Origin of the sequence: Comamonas testosteroni, assembly GCF_000761245.1 — a bacterium.
Classification (GTDB): domain Bacteria; phylum Pseudomonadota; class Gammaproteobacteria; order Burkholderiales; family Burkholderiaceae_C; genus Comamonas; species Comamonas testosteroni_C.
In genome coordinates this window covers 38,052-57,616 of the sequence record NZ_AWOR01000099.1, presented here as the reverse complement: position 1 = coordinate 57,616, position 19,565 = coordinate 38,052, and the positions used below count along the sequence as shown (strand labels likewise).

18 protein-coding genes are annotated in these 19,565 nt (G+C 61.8%); 12 read left to right on the top strand and 6 right to left on the bottom strand.

The annotated features are described in order from the left end of the window. Nucleotides 1-61: 61 nt before the first annotated feature. The 10 genes from P353_RS25605 to P353_RS25560 all read left to right on the top strand — a co-directional run bounded on the left by P353_RS25605 (nt 62) and on the right by P353_RS25560 (nt 11,199). Nucleotides 62-2,242, top strand: a complete 2,181-nt coding sequence (locus P353_RS25605) for a PAS domain-containing hybrid sensor histidine kinase/response regulator (protein ID WP_034375869.1) — start codon at nt 62-64, stop codon at nt 2,240-2,242. 20 nt (nt 2,243-2,262) lie between these two features. After that, nucleotides 2,263-2,925: an RluA family pseudouridine synthase gene (locus P353_RS25600; protein WP_034375867.1), complete on the top strand. Its 663-nt coding sequence runs from the start codon at nt 2,263-2,265 to the stop codon at nt 2,923-2,925. 351 nt (nt 2,926-3,276) lie between these two features. Then, nucleotides 3,277-4,398 carry a branched-chain amino acid ABC transporter substrate-binding protein gene (locus P353_RS25595; RefSeq protein ID WP_034375865.1) on the top strand — a complete coding sequence of 374 codons (1,122 nt, stop codon included), beginning with the start codon at nt 3,277-3,279 and terminating at the stop codon, nt 4,396-4,398. A gap of 96 nt (nt 4,399-4,494) precedes the next feature. Then, complete coding sequence (gene livH, locus P353_RS25590) at nt 4,495-5,418, top strand: high-affinity branched-chain amino acid ABC transporter permease LivH (RefSeq protein ID WP_034375864.1); 924 nt, start codon at nt 4,495-4,497, stop codon at nt 5,416-5,418. Next, nucleotides 5,418-6,656 (top strand): high-affinity branched-chain amino acid ABC transporter permease LivM, encoded by a 1,239-nt coding sequence (locus P353_RS25585; protein ID WP_034375863.1) that lies wholly within the window; start codon nt 5,418-5,420, stop codon nt 6,654-6,656. Before livH ends, P353_RS25585 begins: the two co-directional genes overlap by 1 nt. Before the next feature lie 55 nt (nt 6,657-6,711). Continuing rightward, nucleotides 6,712-7,479 carry a high-affinity branched-chain amino acid ABC transporter ATP-binding protein LivG gene (gene livG / locus P353_RS25580; RefSeq protein ID WP_034375861.1) on the top strand — a complete coding sequence of 256 codons (768 nt, stop codon included), beginning with the start codon at nt 6,712-6,714 and terminating at the stop codon, nt 7,477-7,479. Continuing rightward, on the top strand, nt 7,479-8,192 hold the full coding sequence (locus P353_RS25575) for an ABC transporter ATP-binding protein (protein ID WP_034375859.1): 714 nt from the start codon (nt 7,479-7,481) through the stop codon (nt 8,190-8,192). Before livG ends, P353_RS25575 begins: the two co-directional genes overlap by 1 nt. A gap of 92 nt (nt 8,193-8,284) precedes the next feature. Beyond that, nucleotides 8,285-9,049, top strand: a complete 765-nt coding sequence (locus P353_RS25570; protein ID WP_034375858.1) for an SDR family NAD(P)-dependent oxidoreductase — start codon at nt 8,285-8,287, stop codon at nt 9,047-9,049. A 523-nt stretch (nt 9,050-9,572) separates the two neighbouring features. Then, complete coding sequence (locus P353_RS25565; RefSeq protein WP_034376177.1) at nt 9,573-10,556, top strand: Bug family tripartite tricarboxylate transporter substrate binding protein; 984 nt, start codon at nt 9,573-9,575, stop codon at nt 10,554-10,556. Nucleotides 10,557-10,683: 127 nt separating this feature from the next. Beyond that, the gene (locus P353_RS25560) at nt 10,684-11,199 is read left to right on the top strand and encodes a bacteriohemerythrin (protein ID WP_034376175.1); all 516 of its coding nucleotides are present in this window, start codon (nt 10,684-10,686) and stop codon (nt 11,197-11,199) included. Between the two features lie 66 nt (nt 11,200-11,265). On the opposite strand, the gene P353_RS25555 is transcribed toward P353_RS25560, so the two are convergent. The 4 genes from P353_RS25555 to pobA all read right to left on the bottom strand — a co-directional run bounded on the left by P353_RS25555 (nt 11,266) and on the right by pobA (nt 14,681). Next, complete coding sequence (locus P353_RS25555; protein WP_029158699.1) at nt 11,266-11,703, bottom strand: universal stress protein; 438 nt, start codon at nt 11,701-11,703, stop codon at nt 11,266-11,268. A 155-nt stretch (nt 11,704-11,858) separates the two neighbouring features. Continuing rightward, complete coding sequence (locus P353_RS25550; RefSeq protein WP_034375857.1) at nt 11,859-12,332, bottom strand: hypothetical protein; 474 nt, start codon at nt 12,330-12,332, stop codon at nt 11,859-11,861. 195 nt (nt 12,333-12,527) lie between these two features. Then, a complete protein-coding gene (locus tag P353_RS25545) occupies nt 12,528-13,307 on the bottom strand; it encodes a 2OG-Fe dioxygenase family protein (protein WP_034375856.1) in 780 nt (259 codons plus the stop codon). Nucleotides 13,308-13,505: 198 nt separating this feature from the next. After that, nucleotides 13,506-14,681: a 4-hydroxybenzoate 3-monooxygenase gene (gene pobA, locus P353_RS25540; protein ID WP_034375855.1), complete on the bottom strand. Its 1,176-nt coding sequence runs from the start codon at nt 14,679-14,681 to the stop codon at nt 13,506-13,508. A 181-nt stretch (nt 14,682-14,862) separates the two neighbouring features. On the opposite strand from pobA, the gene P353_RS25535 reads away from it, so the two are divergent. Continuing rightward, nucleotides 14,863-15,651, top strand: a complete 789-nt coding sequence (locus P353_RS25535; protein ID WP_034375853.1) for an IclR family transcriptional regulator domain-containing protein — start codon at nt 14,863-14,865, stop codon at nt 15,649-15,651. A gap of 145 nt (nt 15,652-15,796) precedes the next feature. Here P353_RS25535 and P353_RS25530 read toward each other — a convergent pair whose 3' ends face one another. Next, nucleotides 15,797-16,708, bottom strand: coding sequence for a LysR family transcriptional regulator (locus tag P353_RS25530; protein WP_034352381.1), 912 nt, complete (start codon nt 16,706-16,708; stop codon nt 15,797-15,799). 188 nt (nt 16,709-16,896) lie between these two features. On the opposite strand from P353_RS25530, the gene P353_RS25525 reads away from it, so the two are divergent. After that, nucleotides 16,897-17,895: a Bug family tripartite tricarboxylate transporter substrate binding protein gene (locus P353_RS25525; RefSeq protein ID WP_003055494.1), complete on the top strand. Its 999-nt coding sequence runs from the start codon at nt 16,897-16,899 to the stop codon at nt 17,893-17,895. 120 nt (nt 17,896-18,015) lie between these two features. Here P353_RS25525 and P353_RS25520 read toward each other — a convergent pair whose 3' ends face one another. Continuing rightward, nucleotides 18,016-19,356: an MFS transporter gene (locus tag P353_RS25520; RefSeq protein ID WP_034375851.1), complete on the bottom strand. Its 1,341-nt coding sequence runs from the start codon at nt 19,354-19,356 to the stop codon at nt 18,016-18,018. Between the last annotated feature and the right edge of the window lie 209 nt (nt 19,357-19,565).

The window sequence follows — 19,565 nt, the reverse complement described above, 5'->3', positions numbered from 1 at the left end:
CGCCTTTTTCAAGGGCAAGTGCAGGGACCGGCTTACACTGCCGAGGTCTTGCGCCTGTCTCATGAGCTCCTCTGAACCCACTCCCCCACCCTTGCTGCCTGTCATTGATGGCGGCCTGCCTCTGCATGTCCTGCTGGCCCCCGGTGCTGTGCCGCTAGGCCTGAGCGCCAACACCCAGCCATTGGTGCCGGAGGATGAAGACCCGCTGCAGGCCCTGGTGGCGGAGTTGCGCAACTACCAGCACGAGCTGGAGCTGCAAAACGAGGTGCTCAATTACAGCCAGGCCGTGGCCGAGAGCGCATCGGAGCGGTTTGAAACGCTGTTTGCAAGCATTCCGCTGCCGCTGCTGGTGGTGGATGAATACGATATGGTGGTCCAGGCCAATGCCATGGCTCACCGCGCATTTCAGCCCAGCGAAAAAGACCGGTTGCTGATCAACTTCAAGCCCTTTGTGCATGTCAACGACGCACAGCGCGTGACCACAGCCTTCGAGCAGGCCAAAGCGGTGGGGCGCGCCGAGGTACACGAGGTGCTGTTCCAGATCACCGAAGAGTTCGAGCTCTGCGGCGACCTGCATGTGGCCGGCGTGGTCGTGCCCCAGCAAAACGGCCCGGCCACCTGGCAGTATTTGTGTGCCGTTGTCAATCAGGGCCCGCTGCTTGCCGAGCGCAAGGCGCTGCAAGAGCGCAACCAACAGCTTTATGCCAGCGAGAGACGGCTGGAGTCGGTCATCAACTCCGCGCTGGACGCCATCATCTGCGTCGATCAGCACCAGCGCATCACCGTCTTCAACCCCACGGCAGCCGCCCTGTTTCTGTGCTCGCCTCAGGATGCCCTGGGCAGCCCGCTGGAGCGCTTTTTACCCGATGCTGCTCGGGCGCTGGCTTTTTCCTCGCTGACCACACAGGCCGTGCTGGGCGAGATGACGGGTCTGACCCTCTCGGGGCGTGAGATTCCGATGGAAATCAGCGTCTCCTTCGAGCACCACAGCAGCGGCGACACCACCACCATCTTTGCGCGCGACCTGACCAGCCGCAATCGCGCCGAAGCCCAGCGCAATGTGCTGGAGACCCAGCTGCGCGAATCCCACAAGATGCAGGCCGTGGGCACCATGGCCGGCGGGATTGCCCACGACTTCAACAACATCGTGGGCGCAATCCTGGGTAATGTGGAGCTGGCCAAGGCCGATAGCTGCGGCAACCCGGCTGCCATGGAAAGCCTGCGCGAGATCGAAAAAGCCGGTCGCCGCGCCCGAGATCTGGTGCGCCAGATTCTGACCTTCAGCCGCAATGACCTGCCTGAACGCCGTCCGGTTCAGGTGCAGGAAGTCATGTCCGACACGGCTCGCCTGCTGCGCGTGACTCTGCCTCCCTCCATAGAGCTTCAGGTGCAGGAGTCCGGCGACCTGCCGCCGCTGCTGGCCGACCCCACTCAGGTGGAACAGGCGCTGTTCAATCTCTGCAACAACGCCATGCAGGCCATTGGAAGTCAGCGCGGCGTCATCCAGATGCGTGCCATGCGCATTGCTCCCGACAGCTACCAATGCGAGCGCCTGGGTCTGGCCGTGGCCGAATACCTGGTCTTTATGGTGCAGGACTCTGGCCCCGGCATGGACGTCGTGACTCAGAGGCGCATCTTCGAGCCTTTTTTCACCACCAAACCGGTCGGCCAGGGCACAGGCCTGGGGCTCTCGGTCGTGCATGGCGTGATGCGCACCCATGGCGGCGCTGTCGATGTACACAGCGAACTGGGTCAGGGCAGTTGCTTCACGCTGTACTTTCCTCTCAGCGACCCGACTTCCAGCCACTGTGCGCTGCCGCCCATGCGCATGGACAAGCCCGAAGCCCCACCGCCCGAACCGGTCCTGGCCACGCGCGCCAGCCATGTCATGTATGTGGACGACGATCAGGCTCTGGTCTTTCTGTTTCAGCGCCTGCTGCGCCGGCGCGGCTATGAAGTCTCGGGCTTTACCGATCCTCATGAGGCCATGGCTGCTCTGCATGAGGAGCCACAGCGCTTTGACCTCATAGTCACCGACTACAACATGCCCGGCTTCAGCGGTCTGGACCTGCTCAGACAGGCTCTGCAGATCAGCCCGCAACTGCCCGTGGCACTTGCCTCCGGCTATGTGACGGCAGAAATCGAGCAGGCCGCGATTGCCGCCGGAGCCCGAGCCTTGATCCACAAGCCCAACGATGTGCAGGAGTTCTGCGCCACTGTGCATGAACTGCTCAACCCCTGAAACAATCGATAGCTGTTTGAATGAGTGCGTTGAACTGTGTGTATGAAGACGAGTACCTGCTGGTGCTTGACAAGCCCTCTGGCCTGTTGTGCGTGCCCGGTCGCGGCCCCGACAAGCAAGACTGCCTGAGCCTGCGCGCCCTCCAGCATTTCGGCGATGCACTGGTCGTGCACCGCCTCGATCAGGCCACATCGGGTCTGGTCGTCATGGCTCGAAATCCGGCCGTCCAACGCCAGCTCAGCCAGGCCTTTGCCGAGCGCAAGGTCGACAAACGCTATATCGCCGTAGTGGCAGGTGAGTTGCAGGCGCACAGCGAAGCAGCGGATGCCAGGGGCTGGCAACTGATAGACCTGCCGATAGCGGCCGACTGGGAGCGTCGACCGCTGCGTGTCATCGACCACGAAACCGGCAAAAGCAGCCAGACGCTATGGCTGGTGCTGGAGCACACCGAACAGTTGGGAAAGCCTTGCACCCGCGTGCTGCTGAGCCCGCTGACGGGCCGCACCCATCAATTGCGCCTGCATATGGCTGCCATAGGCCACCCCATGCTGGGCGATGCGCTATACGCCAGCGAAGCAGTGGTCAGCGCCAGCCCACGCCTGTTGCTGCATGCTGCAGCACTGGAGCTGGCGCACCCGGTCACCGGTGGACTGCTGCAGCTAAAAAGCGAGCCTCTTTTTTAAGCTCTATCAAATCGGCAGCAGCCGTCAAGCGCTCAACGTTGCCGCGCCGCAACAAAAAACCCTTCAGCACTGCACTGAGGCAGGACAGGAATCTGCACAAAAAGATCGCTGATGCAGACACTTGCAGCACCGTTCAGGCCTGGACTGTGCATAGACATCACAAATGTAGGCTGAGCCATAGCCCTTGCGTACTAGCTGCTATGCACGACATAGCAAAAACCGAAAGCCTGCACCAGCCCCTGCATACCCTGTTGCCTTCGTTGACCACTCGATTAATCTGAGCTTCTTTGCGCGAACTGCTATGGCAGCAATCGCGCTTTTCGAATATCTCTCGAGATTAAGGAAGTCCTTATGAGCATTCCGTTCCGCATGCAAACCGTTGTTGCCGCCCTGGGCCTGGCTGGTGCCGCCCTGGTCTCCACCGCGCATGCACAAATCAAGATCGCCCTGGTCATCCCCACCACCGGTGCGCTGACTCAGTACGGCGACATGGTCAAGGAAGGCGCCACCACCGCCGTTGAAATGGCCAATGCCGCTGGCGGTGTCAATGGCAAGAAGATCGAGCTGGTACCTGTGGACGATGCCTGCGAACCCAAGCAGGGCCCTGTTGCAGCCAACCGCGTGGTCAACAGCAAGATCGGCTATGTGGTCGGCCCCGTCTGCTCGGGTGCCTCGATTGCCGCAGCCCCCATCTACAACAACGAAGGCGTGGTGGTCGTCACTCCTTCTGCGACCTCGCCCGCTCTGACCGACGGCAAGAACTACCACTTCATCTTCCGCACCATTGGCCGTGACGACCAGCAAGGCCCGGCGGCCGCCAAGTTCATTGCCGAGAAGCTCAAGCCCAAAAAGGTTGCCGTGCTGCACGACAAGCAGTCTTACGGCCAGGGCATTGCCTCTTCCGTGCGTGACGACCTGAAGAAGGCCAAGATCGACGTGGCCCTGTTCGAGGGCATCAACGCCGGTGACAGCGACTACTCCGCCGTCATCACCAAGCTCAAGGGCGCAGGCGTGGACTTTGTCTATTACGGCGGCTACCACCCCGAAATGGGTCTGCTGCTGCGTCAGGCTGCCGAGCAAGGTCTGAAGGTCAAGATGATGGGCCCTGAAGGCGTGGGCAACCCCGAAGTCAACGCCATTGCCGGCCCAGCCGTCGAAGGCATGCTGGTGACCCTGCCCGCCGACTTTGCCGCCAACCCCAAGAACGCAGCCGTGGTCAAGGCCTTCCAGGACAAGAAGCGCAATGCCTCGGGTGCCTTCCAGCTGACTTCGTTTGCCGCAACTCAATCGCTGCTGGCCGCCATCAAGGCCGCTGGCGACAACCCCGCCAAGGTGGCGGACTGGATGCACAAATCCACCGGCGTGGACACCGTGCTCGGCCCCGTGTCCTGGAACAAGCAAGGTGACCTGAACTCCTTCGATTTCCAGGTCTTCCAGTGGCACAAGGACGGCAGCAAATCGCTCGCCAAGTAATTCCACCACTCTCTCCGGAGGCAATGGCAGGGGCCATGCCTCCGGATGTTTGTTATCTGGCCCTCGGGCCTTTTCCTGTTTCAAGGGTGGCGTTACATGTCAGACTTTCTCCCCCAGCTGATACAACAGTTATTCAACGGGCTCTCACTCGGAGCCATTTACGCCCTGATCGCCATTGGCTACACCATGGTCTACGGCATCATCGGCATGATCAACTTCGCACACGGTGACATCTACATGATCGGGGCCTATATAGGCCTCGTGACGCTTTCGGCGATTGGCACGCAAAGCGGTCTGCCGGTCTGGGCCATGATCGGCCTGATGCTGGTGGTGGCCGTCTTCGTCACCGGAGTCTATGGCCTGGTCGTCGAACAGGTGGCCTACAAGCCCGTGCGCCAGAGCCCGCGTCTGGTAGCACTGATCTCGGCCATCGGCATGTCCATATTCCTGCAGAACTGGGTGGCCCTGGGCCAGGGCGCGCGCGATATGGCCGTGCCTTCGCTGCTGCCGGGCGCCATCAATTTCCACATGGGAAATTTCGAGGTCTTCATCCCCTATACCCGCGTGCTCATCATCGCGGTGACCGTGGTGCTGATGATTGCGCTGACCATGTACATCAAGCATTCGCGCATGGGCCGTGCCTCGCGCGCCTGTGCTCAGGATATGCACATGGCCAATCTGCTGGGCATCGACACCAACAAGGTCATCTCCTTCACCTTTGTGCTGGGTGCCGTGCTGGCCGCCGTGGGCGGCGTGCTGATTGCGCTGGCCGTGGGCAAGCTCAACCCCTTCATTGGCTTCCTCGCCGGCATCAAGGCCTTCACGGCTGCCGTGCTGGGCGGCATCGGCTCCATCCCCGGCGCCATGCTGGGCGGTGTGATTCTGGGCGTGGCCGAGACCTTTGCCGCAGCCTACATCTCGTCGGAATACAAGGACATCGTGGCCTTCGGCCTGCTGGTGACCATCTTGATGTTCCGCCCCTCGGGCCTGCTGGGCAAACCTGAAGTGGAGAAAGTCTGATGAAGTACAGCTTTTCTGCCGCTTTGCGCGATGCGCTGATCGCCACCGTGATGACGGCCATCGTCGTCACCCCCATCTTCAGCCTGCACCTGGAGCGCGCCGGTGTGCGCACCGTCATCAACCCCAACTGGAGCATGACCGGATGGGCCTGTCTGGCCATCTTCATCGTGCAGATGCTCAAGCCCCTGCTCGCTGGCAAGCTGCCCAAGGTCAATCTGCCGGCCATGCCGCAGATGAAGTCGGGCACACGCAACGTCGTCATCTTCGTGGTGCTGATGATGGCCGCCTCCTGGCCATTCTTCGCTGGCCGCAATGCCGTCGACATCGCGACTCTGGCCATGATTTACGTCATGCTGGGCCTGGGTCTGAACGTGGTGGTCGGCTTTGCCGGCCTGCTGGACCTGGGCTTTGTGGGCTTCTATGCCGTGGGCGCCTACACCTATGCGCTGCTGTTCCACTGGGCTGGCTGGACGTTCTGGGAAGCGCTGCCGCTGGCGGGTGCTGCCTCGGCCCTGTTCGGCTTCGTGCTGGGCTTTCCCGTGCTGCGCCTGCGCGGTGACTATCTGGCCATCGTGACGCTGGGCTTTGGTGAAATCATCCGCCTGCTTCTGACCAATCTGACCAGTTTCACGGGCGGCCCCGACGGCATCTCCAGTATCCCCAAGCCTACGGTGCTGGGCCTGCCCATGACCCGCTCGCCCCTAACCGAGGACGGCACGACCTTTCATCAGTTCTTCGGTCTGGAGTTCAACTCCATGCACATGGTGATCTTCGTCTATCTGATGGCCCTGCTGCTGGCCATGGTGACGCTGTTCATCAGCAACCGCCTGATCCGCATGCCCATAGGCCGCGCCTGGGAAGCGCTGCGCGAGGATGAAATCGCCTGCCGTTCGCTGGGCCTGAACCCCATGAAAATCAAGCTCTCGGCCTTCACGCTGGGCGCAATGTTCGCGGGTTTCGGCGGCGCCTTCTTCGCCGCTCGTCAGGGCATCGTCAATCCCGAGTCCTTCACCTTCATCGAGTCGGCCCTGATTTTGGCCATTGTGGTGCTGGGCGGCATGGGCTCTCAGCTGGGCGTGATCGTGGCTGCCATCATCCTGACCGTGCTGCCCGAGCTGGCACGCGAGTTCTCCGAATACCGCATGCTGATCTTCGGTCTGGTCATGATTTTGATGATGGTCTGGCGCCCCCAGGGCCTGCTGCCCATGAAGCGACACCAAGTGGAGGTGAAGTCATGAAGCTGCACCTGAACGCTATTATTTCAATAACTACAACCACAGGCAGGGCAAGCGCATGAGCGAGTATTTGCTAGAAGTCAAAGACCTGTGCATGCGCTTCGGCGGCCTGCTGGCCGTGGACAACGTGGGCTTTAACGTACGCCCTCAGGAAGTGTTTGCCATCATCGGCCCCAACGGCGCGGGCAAGACCACGGTATTCAACTGCATCAGCGGGTTCTACCAGCCTTCAGGCGGCTCGGTCGTTCTGGAAGGCCAGAGCATTGCAGGCCACAGCAGCCACCAGGTCGCCAACCACGGCGTGGTGCGCACATTCCAGAACGTGCGCCTGTTCAAGAGCATGACGGCGCTGGAAAACCTGCTGGTCGCACAGCACCGCCAATCGCGCGCCACGCTGCTCGGCGGCCTGTTCAACACGCCAGGCTATCGCCGTGCCGAGCAGGAAAAGATCGACAACGCGCTGCAATGGCTGGACGTGATGGGCCTGCGCCAGTTTGCCAACCGCGAGGCCGGCAATCTGGCCTACGGTCACCAGCGCCGGCTGGAGATTGCGCGCTGCATGATCACCAAGCCTCGCGTGCTGATGCTGGACGAGCCCGCCGCCGGCCTGAACCCGCAGGAGAAGAAGGACCTGCAGCATCTGATCGACGATCTGCGCAAACAGTACGGCGTGGCCGTGCTGCTGATCGAGCACGACATGGGCCTGGTCATGGGAGTGTCCGAGCGCATTCTGGTCATGGAATACGGCAAGCCCATCGCCATGGGCCTGCCCGAGGCGATTCGCAATGATGAACGGGTCATCAAGGCCTATCTGGGAGAGGCCTGATGAGCCAGCATATGTTGCAACTGGAGCAGGTCTCCACCCACTACGGCGCGATCTGCGCGGTCAATCATGTCAGCCTGCATGTCGATCAGGGCGAGATCGTCACCCTGATCGGCAGCAATGGTGCAGGCAAGACTTCACTCTTGATGACGGTCTGCGGCAACCCTCGTGCCAGCGGCGGGCGCATTCTGTTCGAGGGCGAGGACATCACCCAGATGTCCACCCATCACATCATGCGCCGCGGCATTGCCATCTCGCCCGAAGGCCGTCGTGTCTTCAAGGACCTGACGGTGACCGAGAACCTGCAGATGGGCGGTTTTTTCCTGAACAAGGCCGAGATCGCCGACGGCGTCGAGCATGTCTTCAAGCTCTTTCCTCGCTTGAAGGAGCGTGCAGCGCAACGCTCGGGCACCATGTCCGGCGGCGAGCAGCAGATGCTGGCCATAGGCCGCGCGCTGATGAGCAAGCCGCGCCTGCTGCTGCTGGACGAACCCACACTGGGCCTGGCGCCGCTCATCATTGCGCAGATCTTCGAGATCATTCAGACCATCCGCGCAGCGGGCGTGACGGTGTTCCTGGTCGAGCAGAACGCCAACCGCGCCCTGCAGATTGCCGACCGAGGCTATGTGCTGGAAACCGGCAAGGTGGTGCTGGAGGACAGCGGTGTCAACCTGCTGAGCAATGACGAGGTGCGCAAGGCCTATCTGGGTCATTGAAGGCTCACTGACCTCATCTGAGGTCATCGCCAGACCCCGCCGGACGCCAGTCTTGCGGGGTCTGCTCTTTTCTGTCTTCAATCACCCGTAAGATGCCCGGCATGACAAAGCATTTAACGATTCTGACCGGTGGCTCTCGCGGCATGGGCCTGTCCATGGGACAGCAGCTGCTGCAACAAGGCCATCAGTTGCTGAGTATTGCCCGCAAGACCAGCGCCGCCCTCGCCTCCAGCGCCAGCACGCCTGCACAGCTATTGCAATGGGAACAGGACCTGGCACAAAGTGCTGCTGCTGCGCAGCGCCTGGCGACCTGGCTGGGCACGATGGATCCCCGTGAATGGGCCAGCATCACCCTGATCAACAATGCAGGCGTCATGCCGCAGATTGCGCCGCTGTCCCAGGTGTCTGCCGCCGATATGATCAATGCCCTGCGCGTGGGTCTTGAAGCGCCCATGGCCCTGACCGGAGCCTTTCTCGGAGCAACCGAGAGCTGGAGGATTCCCCGCAAGGTGCTCAATATCTCCTCGGGCCTGGGCCGCCGCGCCATGGCCTCGCAAGCGAGCTACTGCACTGCCAAGGCCGGCATGGACCAGTTCAGCAGCTGCGTGGCGCTGGAAGAGGCGGCCAAGCCCAACGGCGCACGCATTGTGTCTCTGGCACCCGGCGTCATCGACACCGATATGCAGGTACAACTGCGCAGCCCAGCTTCAACCGACTTCCCTGACGTGGGCCGTTTTGCAGGTCTGCACAGCAACGGGCAGCTGACCTCGGCCGATGACGCCGCAGCCCGCGTGCTGGCCTGGCTGGCACGACCGGACTTCGGCGACCAAGTGGTTGCCGACGTACGCCAGGCTTGAGATCGCACTCAGAGCGGTTGGGCTCCAAAACATGGCTGCAGCCGCCTGATCCAAACCAAGGGCTAAAGGCGCCTGCAGCTGCTGTTGCTGTGAACGACTGGACCAAGCAAATAATCTGGGAGCAGGCGCGGCCTATTCTCGCGCCAAGCCCTGGCAAGTCTTTCATGCGTGGCAGAATGTTTCCACTGGTCTGCAGCAGCCTCTGAGGCTGTGCGCAGAACCACAATCCGCACCCGTGGGCCACATCGGCAGCGACACCCGATCGGTACGCTGCCCCCGTGCTAGCAACGGCAGCAACCCTGTCGTGCAGCGTGTGCAGATGGCGATCATGTCCGTACGGCATGGCTCGCGCTCCCCGGTAAAGACAAATACCCATTGATGGCGGAACCACCGTCCCCGATCATCGAAAAGCCCACCTTCCGTGACTCTGGTTTCCGAGCTCAAGGCTCAGGTACCAGCCGCGACTGCGCCGCCCTTGTTTGCGGGCCAGCGCTCCCCCGTTCGTCTCTGGAGCTTCTTTTTCATGATTCGCCAAATTCTCATCAGCACAGCCGTGATCGCAAGCACGGGCCTGAGCTTTTCAGCCGCTGCACAAGACCCCGCTGCCGACTACCCCAACAAGCCCGTGCGCATGATCGTGCCGTTCCCGCCTGGTGGCGGCACCGACATCCTCTCGCGCGTGATTGCCAACAAGCTCACCGAAGTCAGCAAATGGACCGTGGTGCCCGACAACCGTGCGGGTGCAGGCGGCACCATCGGCATCACCGAAGCAGTCAAAGCGGCGCCCACGGGCTATGACATGGTGATGGGCCAGAAGGACAATGTGGTCCTTGGCCCCTACCTCTACAAGAACCTGCCCTGGAACCCCAGCAAGGATCTGACCCCCGTGGCTCATGTGGCCTACACCCCCATCGTGATCGCCACGGCCACCAACTCGCCGTACAAGACGCTGGCCGACGTGGTGGCTGCAGCCAAGAAGAACCCGTCCAAGATCACCTACGGCTCGCCCGGCAACGGCACCAGCATCCACCTGGCCGGCGTGATGCTGGAAAAGGCCTCGGACATTCATCTGACCCACGTGCCCTACAAGGGCTCCAACCCCGCGATGATGGATGCACTGGCCGGCAATGTGGATCTGCTGGTGTCCTCCGTACCCTCGGCCATAGCCCAGATCAAGGCCGGCAAGCTGCGCGCCATCGCCGTGACCTCGGCAAAGCGCTCGTCCTCGCTGCCAGACACCCCGACACTGGCCGAGTCCGGTCTCAAGGGCTTTGATGTGAGCACCTGGTACGGCCTGTTCATGCCCAAGGGCACGCCCGCAGCCATCGTGACCAAGGTCAATGTCGAAGTGAACAAGCTGCTGGCCACGCCCGAGGTGCGCGACGCCATTCTGACCCAGGGCGCCGAGCCCCAGTCCATGAGCGTGGCCAACTTCGACAAGATGTTCCAGGCCGACTTCAAGCAGTCCAAGCAGGTCGTCGAGTCCTCGGGCGCCAAGATCGAGTGACATCCCGACGCGGCGCGCAGGATTGGCGCCGCCCTGCCCGGCGCGGATAGGCCTGATCTGCATCAATGCGGCCTATGACAGGTTCGTGAATACTTCTCCGGAAACCCCTGAATTTCTGGAGAACATCATGGCATTGCTGGTCTGGGTCCCCGAGCTGGACACCGGGATTGCGGAGATCGACCGGCAGCACCGCCGCATCGTCGATTACATCAACAGGCTTTACGAGTTGCGCAGCTCGCCAGATCGCGAAGGGCTGGGCGATGTCATCGGCGAGATGATCGACTACACCGTCTCGCACTTCGTCTTCGAGGAAAGCCTGATCGAGAGCGCCGGCTATATGTTCGCCGGCCCGCACAAAAAAGTGCACGAGCTGTTCACGCGCCGCGTGATCGAGATGCAGACCCGCTTCGATGCGGGTGAGGATGTGGCCGCCGAACTGCACGGCATGCTCTCGCGCTGGCTGTTCAACCACATCCGCAACGAAGACCATGGCTATGTGGACTCGGCCAAGGTCTATCTGCGCATGATGTCCAAGGAAAGCGGACACGCTGCACAGAAGGAACAACTCAAGGCCGAAGTGCTTCAGGAGCTGGAATTGCAGCGCAAGAAAAAAGGCTGGCTGGCCCGGCTGCTCAATCGCTGAGCACTCTGGCTCACGAGAAAAACGGCTCCCTGAGGAGCCGTTGCTTCGTGGGCCGCCGCCTTACGCTCACTCGCGCACGACCAGCACCGGCACACGCACGGCGCCCAGCACGCGCTGCGTGACGCTGCCCAGCATCAGCTTCTCAAGGCCGCGTCGCCCCTGCGAGCCCATGACGACAAGGTCTGCGCCCACGCTTTCCATGGTGCGCACAATGCCTTCATGCACGGCATGACCCTCACCCACCAGAGTCTTCACGGGCACACCCGCCTCGTCCATGATGGCCTTGACCGCATCCAGAGCGGTGTTGGCTTCAGCGGTGGCCGCGCTCAGATACTGCGACTGGCCATAAGCAAAGTCGGCGCCCACGCCGGTGAAAGGATAGGGATCGACCACATACACCGCCGTCACGGCGCTGCCGAAGACCTTGGAGAGCTCGGCGGCCTTGCGTGCGGCCAGCATGGAGGGCTTGGAGCCGTCGACCGGAACCAGGATGTGATTGAACATGGACATATGTTTCTCCTTCTAGGTTGCAGGCGACACGGAGCCCGGACCAGGGACCCGGGGCAAATGCCGCTCTTGGAATAGCATGCAGTCTGCCTTCATCATGCCTCAGCGTGTTGACATGAATCAACCCTAAAGTTCACACCAATCCATCTGCCTCAGATGCAGACATGGGCCGCCTGGTACTCGTAGCACTTGTCCAGCAGAGTGTCGGACTTGTCGGTGATCGTGATGCGCGTGCCGTCGGGACGCAGCAGGGAGACGTTCTTGAAGGCCGGCTCATGGGGTTTGCTGGGCGCGTCGCGGCGCACGGTCCATTCCTCCTGGACGATGCCGTCCGGCATATCCAGCATCACGACAATCTGCTCGGTATCGTCCGACAGCCGGATGCACTTGGCATCATTGAGCTCGACCACGGCTCCGGCCGGTGCGGCCAGACCATAAGGGCATTCCTCCACCCCGTGAATCGGTACCGAGGCATCGCCGAGGGTAATCTCAAGGCCATTGCGAAAGTAGATCGTGGGCTCCTTGGTGTAGGCCGCCTGCGCCGCACGGTCTTGCGAAGGCTTGCAGGCCGCTACTGTGACAAGAGCGGTCAGCACTGAAATACTAAGGGCGTAAAAGCGATTCATATAAAAAAACACGCCCTGCAGGGCGTGGTGTCGGCCAGCTGTTCTGGCTTGTTGGATGCAGGGAAGGCTCGAAGAGGCGAAAGCTTCGCCGCAACAAGCCTGCATCATGCAGTGTCGAGGGCGTCACTTTGATGCATTGAGCACGTTACAGTTTTGCTCAAATTTTTCGAACAAAGCCGTCCGGCTCCATCAAGCTCAAGCGGCCTGGCACTGCTGCTGCTGGAGCTCGGCACCCTGGAAGTTGCCGCGGCGATAGGTCAGCACCAGCGTGTCGCGCACGCCACTGGGCTCGGCAGGTTGAATCGGCGTGGTCTCATGAATCATGCGCGCATCGTCGAGCAGCATCACGGACCAGGGCTCGGTCAACGTGAAGCGCTGGCCATTGGGGCCGGTCGCCTCGAACACGCGGGTCTCACCCCCTTTGACGCCCTTGCGCCCCACCAGCAGCACGGCGACCAGATCGACGCCGTCGCGGTGCGCGCCTTCGGGCGTGGGCCGTCCGATGCCGTCCGTGGTGTCGATGCGGAACTGGTGCGCCTCGACAAACCAGCGCTCATGCCGCTCGTCGGTGCAAAACACCTGATCGGCCAGCTGACCCAGAGCATTGATCATCTCCAGCCATGCCGCGCTCGTCGTCGTGCTCTCCAGCATGGGCTCGAACATGCGCTGCATGCCGCCATGCAGCGCGTTGTATTCCACGGGCTGCCAGTGGGCACGGTGAGGCACCTGCTGCACCTGATCGCCCTCACTGACAAAGCAGGAATGGCGACGACGGCGATAGCGGCCGCCATCCTTGAGGAAAGCATCGGGCGGCAAACCCTGCCAGTCCGCATCCATGGCATGCAGATCGCTCACGCTAAGGCCCATCCACTGGGCAAAGTCCTCGGGCTGCAGCACGGCATAACCGCGCGTGCGCAAGGACTGGGCTGCCTCGGCAGCGGCAATATAGGGAGGGGAAAACATGATGTGCGCCATAAGGTCGGCAAGCTTACTCCTCGCAGGCCCCGCCGGCTTGTGGCCCGGCATCAAAATTTACGCAAGGCAGCATCAACCAAATTGCATGGATGAAAAAAATGCCTGCATCGCACACAGCAATGCAGGCACAGCGCAAGGCACCGGGACCGCGCACCGGGCCTGCATCACCACGGTGACGAAAGCCAGGCAGTCTGGGGCTTAAACCAGGGGCAGACCCACATAGTTCTCGGCCAGCGAGGTCGAGCCGGCCTCGGAGTGGACGATGTAGTCCAGCTCCGCTTCCTGCACCTTGGTATTGAACTCGCCCTCGCCAGGGAAGTTGTGCAGCATGGAAGTCATCCACCAGGAGAAGCGCTCGGCCTTCCAGACGCGGCGCAGGCACTGCTCGGAGTAGCGGTCGATACCGGCTTCGGACCGCTCCTTGTAGTACTCGACAAAGGCCTGCGACAGATAGCCCACGTCGGAAGCCGCCAGGTTCAGGCCCTTGGCACCGGTGGGAGGCACGATATGCGCGGCGTCGCCTGCCAGGAACATGCGGCCAAAGCGCATGGGCTCGGTCACAAAGCTGCGCAGCGGTGCAATGCTTTTTTCCAGCGAAGGGCCGGTCACCAGATTGGCGCGGGCTTCGGGATCCAGGCGCTTCTTGAGCTCTTCCCAGAACGCCTCATCGCTCCAGTCCTCCACCTTGTCGGTCAGCGGCACCTGCAAATAGTAGCGGCTGCGCGTGGCGCTGCGCTGGCTGCACAGCGCAAAGCCGCGCTCGGTGTTGGCGTAGATCAGCTCATGCGACACGGGCGGCGTATCGGAGAGCAGGCCCAGCCAGCCGAAGGGGTAGACCTTCTCGAAGGTCTTGATCTTGTCCTGAGGGGCGCTGGCGCGGCAGATGCCGTGAAAGCCGTCGCAACCGGCGATGAAGTCGCACTCGATCTCGTGCACCTGACCGTCTTTTTCGTAACGCACCTTGGGCTTGTCACTCTCGAAGTCCACAGGCTGCACATGGCTGGCTTCATAGACCGTGGTCAGGCCTTCCTGGGCGCGCACTTCCATCAGATCGCGGGTGACTTCGGTCTGGCCGTAGACCATCACGCGCTTGCCGCCGGTCAGCTCATGCAGATTGATGCGGTGACGCTTGCCCTTGAACAGCAGCTCGATGCCGTCGTGGGGAAGACCTTCCTCATTCATGCGCTTGTCGGCACCAGCCTGCTTGAGCAGATCCACAGTCACCTGTTCCAGCACCCCGGCGCGGATGCGGCCCAGCACATAGTCGGCGCTGCGCTGCTCGATGATGATGTTGTCGATGCCCGCCTTGTAGAGCAACTGCCCCAGCAGCAGACCTGAGGGACCGGCACCGATGATGGCGACTTGTGTACGCATGATTGTGACTCCTTGTTATGGCTCAAAAACCTGTCAATCGGCGAGCGTGACAACGCCGGTTGCGCTATGGAGCAAAGACTAAGTTTTGTGCTGCATCAAGACAAAGGAGAGAATCGTTGTTTGCGCGATAATCGCACAATGAGAACGATGATCGCGCAAAACAAGAACGGCGGCCCCTTTCATGAATGATCCCGGCTCCCCCTCCATCGCCCCGGCGGACTTCATTGCCGGCCTGGCCAAGGGCCTGGCCGTACTCGAGAGCTTTGACACCGAACGCCAGCGTCTGAATGCCACCATGGCGGCCGATCGCGCAGGCATCACGCGCGCCGCAGCCAGGCGCCACCTGCTCACGCTGGCCTATCTCGGCTATCTGGAGTCCGATGGCAGCTATTTCTGGCTGGCTCCCAAGGTACTGCGCCTGTCGGGCAGCTATCTGGCTTCGGCCCGGCTGCCGCGCATCGTGCAGCCCGTGCTGCACAGACTGGCAGCGCAGACCGGACTGTCCTACTCCTGCGTGGTGCGCGAGGGTCGTGAAGTCGTCATCGTCGCGCGCAGCGCCGTTCATGAAAAAGGCGAGCGTCTGATGGCCCACGGACTGCACCTGGGCACGCGTCTGCCGGCGCACGCCACGTCCACCGGCCGGGTGCTGCTGGCCTCGCTCTCGAGCTCGGAGCTCGACGACTGGCTGGCCACCTATGACCTGCCCAAGCTGACGGCGCACACGGTGTCCGATAAAGATGCGTTGAAGGGCTTGCTCGAAGAGGTGCGCCGCCTCGACTACTGCATGGCGCTCGAAGAGCATGAACTGGCCATTCAGGCCGTGGCCGTGCCGCTGCGCAATATGCGCGGGCGCACCGTGGCAGCGTTGAATGTGGTGACCTCGGCCAAGCGCATGAGCCCGCAAACCATGCAGCAGGAAATACTGCCGCTGCTGCAGGAGGCCGCCAGAACCTTGCGCCCCCAGCTTTGACGCTATCATTTCAGAAGCTTATAACGCACGCTCACATTAGATTTCAGATAGATATATATCTGAAATCGTTATTCAATCAGCACAACAAGCTCCCTTAACAGGAGCTTGAATCGTCAGCGGCAATGCTCCGGTGCAGGCCAGTCGCTCAGATATGACCGCTTTCCACCGAGCAGACCTGCATGCTCAGGCGGCGCAGCAGCTCGGCCGTGCGGCGCATCAGGGGCGTGGACTTCTTTTTGGCGGGCTGCACCAGGCACAAGGTGCTCACAATATGGGGCGACTTGATGGGCACCTCCACCAGCGCAGCGTCCGTGGCATGACTGTGCATGGCGCTATCGGTCAGTGCCGCATAGCCATAGCCGCCGCGCACCAGATCCAGAATGGCGGGCACGCTGGACACCTCCCAGACCACATTGAGCTTGACCTGGGACAGCGTGGCCTGGGCCTCCATCAGCTTGCGGAAAATCTGCCCGTGCTGAGGCATGATCAGCGGGAACTCGGCCAGATGCTCGAACGGGATGCTGGTGCGCCCTGCCAGCGTGCTGGCCGGGCCGATCAGACACAGACGCTCTTCGAGCACGGGCGAGACCTCGATCTGGGGATGGGGCTCGGGCGTGTAGACCAGCCCCAGGTCCATGCGCCCCGAGGTCAGCCACTCCGAGATATTCATGGAAAAACCCTCGACCACCGCCAGCCTGGCCTTGGGCATCTCGCGGCTGAAGCCGTCGATCAGGGGCAGGGTCAGGCGTCGCGCCAGACTCGGCGGCAGGCCCACGGTGATGCGCCCCACGGGCTCGTCGCGCTGACTGCCCAGATCTTCCTTGGCCATGGCCACGCGCTGCATGATGGCGTGACCATGCTCGAGCAGGCGGCGCCCCGCATCGGTCAGCGTCACGCCGCGCCCGGTGCGGATCAGCAAGGTCTCGCGCAACTCGGTTTCAAGGGCCCGCACCTGACGGCTGAGTGCCGGCTGGGCAGTGTCCAGCAGTACCGCAGCCTTGCTGAAGCTCCCCACTTCGGCCACCCGAACAAAGGTCTCTATCTGCTGCAGATTCATGCTCACACCTTTCAAAACAAGCTATGCTATTTTGCTATAGCTGCTAGCCTCAGCTAGACCTAGGTGTTTATGACCCAAGTGACACAATGTAATCAACTGGGCCTGAATATCTAAAAATAACAGCCGACGATATCAACAATGCGTGGTCCACACGCAATTCATCATCGACATCCTTCCAGGGAGACAAAATGACCCATAAGCTCAATATGAGCCGTCGCCAAGCTGCATTCGCACTCGGCGCCATTGCCGCAGCCGTGGCAGCCCCCTCTTTCGCCCAGAGCGACAAGTGGCCCACCAAGTCCTCGCGCATCATCAACCCCTTCCCCGTAGGCGGCGGCCCCGATGGCATCTCGCGCCTGGTGGCCGACAAGCTGGGCCGTGCCTGGGGCCAGCCCGTGGTGGTGGAAAACCGTCCCGGCGGCAACGGCTTCATCGCCATCAACGAATTCAAGCGTGGCGCGACCGACGGCACGGACATGATCCAGTTGGACAACGTCCACATCGCGGCCTACCCCCACCTGTTCAAGAAGCTGCCCTACGACCTGAACAAGGACTTCGACATCCTGATGCCCTTGTTCCGCAACTACTTCTTTGTCTGCGTGCCTGTCAACAGCCCCTACAAGACCATCGGCGATCTGATCGCCGATGCCAAGGCGCATCCCGGCAAGCTGAACTACGGCTCCTGGTCCGTGGGCAACCCCGTGCACCTGGGCTCGGCGCTGCTAGAAAACCAGACCGGCACCAAGATGGAGCACGTGATCTACAAGGAAACCAGCCAGCTGTACCAGGGCGTTGCCAATGGCGAGCTGACCTTTGCCCTGGGCTCTCTGGGCACTGCAGGTCCTCTGGTGCGTGGCGGCAAGCTGCGCTTCCTGGCAGTGGCCGCTCCCAGCCGCATTGCCGGCTTCGAGAACGTGCCCACCGTGTCCGAATCGGGCGGCCCCAAGGATTTCGCAGCCATCGGCTGGAACGCCCTGGCCGTGCGCCCCGGCACCCCTGCCGCCGTGGTCGAGAAGATCCGCACCGACGTCCGTCAGGCGCTGACCGGCCAGGACGTGAAGGAAAAGTTCGCCGCCTTCGGCTACGAGTCCTTCAACCCCACGCCCGCAGAATTCAAGGCCTTCATGGCCTCCGAGAGCAAGCGCTTTGGCGAGGTGATCAAGAAGGCTGGTCTGGCTCTGGACTGATCCAGCCCGCCCATCCGTAAAGAAGCCGCCTCTTGAGGGCGGCTTTTTCATGCGCTGCGGCATCAGGAAAAACGCCCGATGCACAGCACCGGGCGTTTTGCAGAGAAGCGAGCAAGCTTCTTACTGATCGCGGGCCTCGATGGCACGGTTGATGCCCAAGGCAGCCAGCGTGCACAAGGCACCCGACAGCAGATAGATGCCCAGAGCCACCAGTCCGAACTTTGCCGAGACACCCAGGGCCACCAGAGGCGCAAACGCCGCACCGATGAGCCAGGCCATGTCCGTGGACAGGGCCGCGCCGGTGTAACGGTAGCGCGACGAGAAGTTGGAAGTCACCGTGCCCGAGGCCTGGCCGTAGGACAGGCCCAGCAGCACAAAGCCCACCAGGATGAACACATTGTTGCCGGTGCTGCCGCTGCCCAGCAGCCAGGGCGCCAGAAAGCTGAAGATGCCGATCAGGCAGGCCATGGTGCCGAGGGTGTTGCGGCGACCCACACGGTCCGCCAGCCAGCCCGAGAGCATGATGGCCGCGCCTGCCAGCAGCGCCCCTATGATCTGCACCACCAGCACTTCGGTCATGGACTGGTTGGAATACATGGAAATCCAGGACAGCGGGAACACGGTCACCAGGTGGAACAGCGCAAAGCTGGCCAGCGCGGCAAAAGCGCCGATCATCACATTGCGGCCTTCGTTGGCCATGAGACTGGTCACGCTGATGGGCTCCAGCTCACGCTCCTGCAGAAGCTGGGTATAGGACTGGCCCACGACCAGACGCAGGCGGGCAAACAGCGCCACCACGTTGATGGCAAACGCCACGCAGAAGGGGTAGCGCCAGCCATAGCTCATGAACTCGTCGGCCGTCAGGCTGGAGTACAGATAGGCAAACAGCGCCGCCGCAATGATGAAGCCCAGCGGCGCCCCGAGCTGCCCGATCATCGAATACCAGCCGCGCTTGTTCGGCGGCGCCGACATGGCCAGCAGCGAGGGCAAGCCATCCCAGGAGCCCCCGAGCGCCAGGCCCTGGCCGATGCGCAGGATCACCAGCGCCCAGACGGCCTTCATGCCGGCTGTCTCATAGCTGGGCAGGAAGGTCATGCCCACCGTGCACACGCCCAGCAAAAGCAGGGCCAGCGTCAGCTTGGTGGCACGCCCCCAGGCCCGCTGCACGGCCATGGACAGCGCCGTGCCCACGGGGCGGGCCACGAAGGCCAGCGAGAAGATGGCAAACGCGGCCAGCGTGCCATCGAGCTTGGATAGATAGGGAAACAGCAGTGAGGGAAACACCAGCACGCAGGCGATGCCGAACACGAAGAAGTCAAAGTACTCGGAGGAGCGCCCGATGATCACCCCCACGGCAATCTCGCCGGGGGTCACATCCTCGTCGGTATCCGCATAGGCCAAGGTTTCCGAGTTCTCATAGTCTTGCTGAGTAAGACCAACGGACGGGTTCATGCTTGTCATAAAGGTACAACTCCTTGTCTTACTTTTCAGTCCCGGGGACGCTTTCAGTTCTACGCCCAAGCATGTGCAGCTGCAATAGAGTTTTTGCCCTGAGCACTGTCAGACCAGCCCTGTGCAGGAGCCGTTTCTGAGGGCTGATTTGACAATTTCAAGCCCTGTCAGCTCAAAGTTTGCCTACCCGCCAAAGCCGCTAAACCCTTGTCGCATAG

Bases quoted from the DNA above. Each gene is read 5' to 3' on its own strand.
- livG (WP_034375861.1), top strand. From the start codon at position 6,712: ATGAGCGAGTATTTGCTAGAAGTCAAAGACCTGTGCATGCGCTTCGGC.
- P353_RS25550 (WP_034375857.1), bottom strand. From the start codon at position 12,332: ATGAATCGCTTTTACGCCCTTAGTATTTCAGTGCTGACCGCTCTTGTC.
- P353_RS25570 (WP_034375858.1), top strand. From the start codon at position 8,285: ATGCCCGGCATGACAAAGCATTTAACGATTCTGACCGGTGGCTCTCGC.
- P353_RS25565 (WP_034376177.1), top strand. From the start codon at position 9,573: ATGATTCGCCAAATTCTCATCAGCACAGCCGTGATCGCAAGCACGGGC.
- P353_RS25530 (WP_034352381.1), bottom strand. From the start codon at position 16,708: ATGAATCTGCAGCAGATAGAGACCTTTGTTCGGGTGGCCGAAGTGGGG.
- P353_RS25545 (WP_034375856.1), bottom strand. From the start codon at position 13,307: ATGGCGCACATCATGTTTTCCCCTCCCTATATTGCCGCTGCCGAGGCA.
- livH (WP_034375864.1), top strand. From the start codon at position 4,495: ATGTCAGACTTTCTCCCCCAGCTGATACAACAGTTATTCAACGGGCTC.
- P353_RS25605 (WP_034375869.1), top strand. From the start codon at position 62: ATGAGCTCCTCTGAACCCACTCCCCCACCCTTGCTGCCTGTCATTGAT.
- pobA (WP_034375855.1), bottom strand. From the start codon at position 14,681: ATGCGTACACAAGTCGCCATCATCGGTGCCGGTCCCTCAGGTCTGCTG.
- P353_RS25560 (WP_034376175.1), top strand. From the start codon at position 10,684: ATGGCATTGCTGGTCTGGGTCCCCGAGCTGGACACCGGGATTGCGGAG.
- P353_RS25520 (WP_034375851.1), bottom strand. From the start codon at position 19,356: ATGACAAGCATGAACCCGTCCGTTGGTCTTACTCAGCAAGACTATGAG.
- P353_RS25535 (WP_034375853.1), top strand. From the start codon at position 14,863: ATGAATGATCCCGGCTCCCCCTCCATCGCCCCGGCGGACTTCATTGCC.
- P353_RS25525 (WP_003055494.1), top strand. From the start codon at position 16,897: ATGACCCATAAGCTCAATATGAGCCGTCGCCAAGCTGCATTCGCACTC.
- P353_RS25575 (WP_034375859.1), top strand. From the start codon at position 7,479: ATGAGCCAGCATATGTTGCAACTGGAGCAGGTCTCCACCCACTACGGC.
- P353_RS25585 (WP_034375863.1), top strand. From the start codon at position 5,418: ATGAAGTACAGCTTTTCTGCCGCTTTGCGCGATGCGCTGATCGCCACC.
- P353_RS25595 (WP_034375865.1), top strand. From the start codon at position 3,277: ATGAGCATTCCGTTCCGCATGCAAACCGTTGTTGCCGCCCTGGGCCTG.
- P353_RS25600 (WP_034375867.1), top strand. From the start codon at position 2,263: ATGAGTGCGTTGAACTGTGTGTATGAAGACGAGTACCTGCTGGTGCTT.
- P353_RS25555 (WP_029158699.1), bottom strand. From the start codon at position 11,703: ATGTTCAATCACATCCTGGTTCCGGTCGACGGCTCCAAGCCCTCCATG.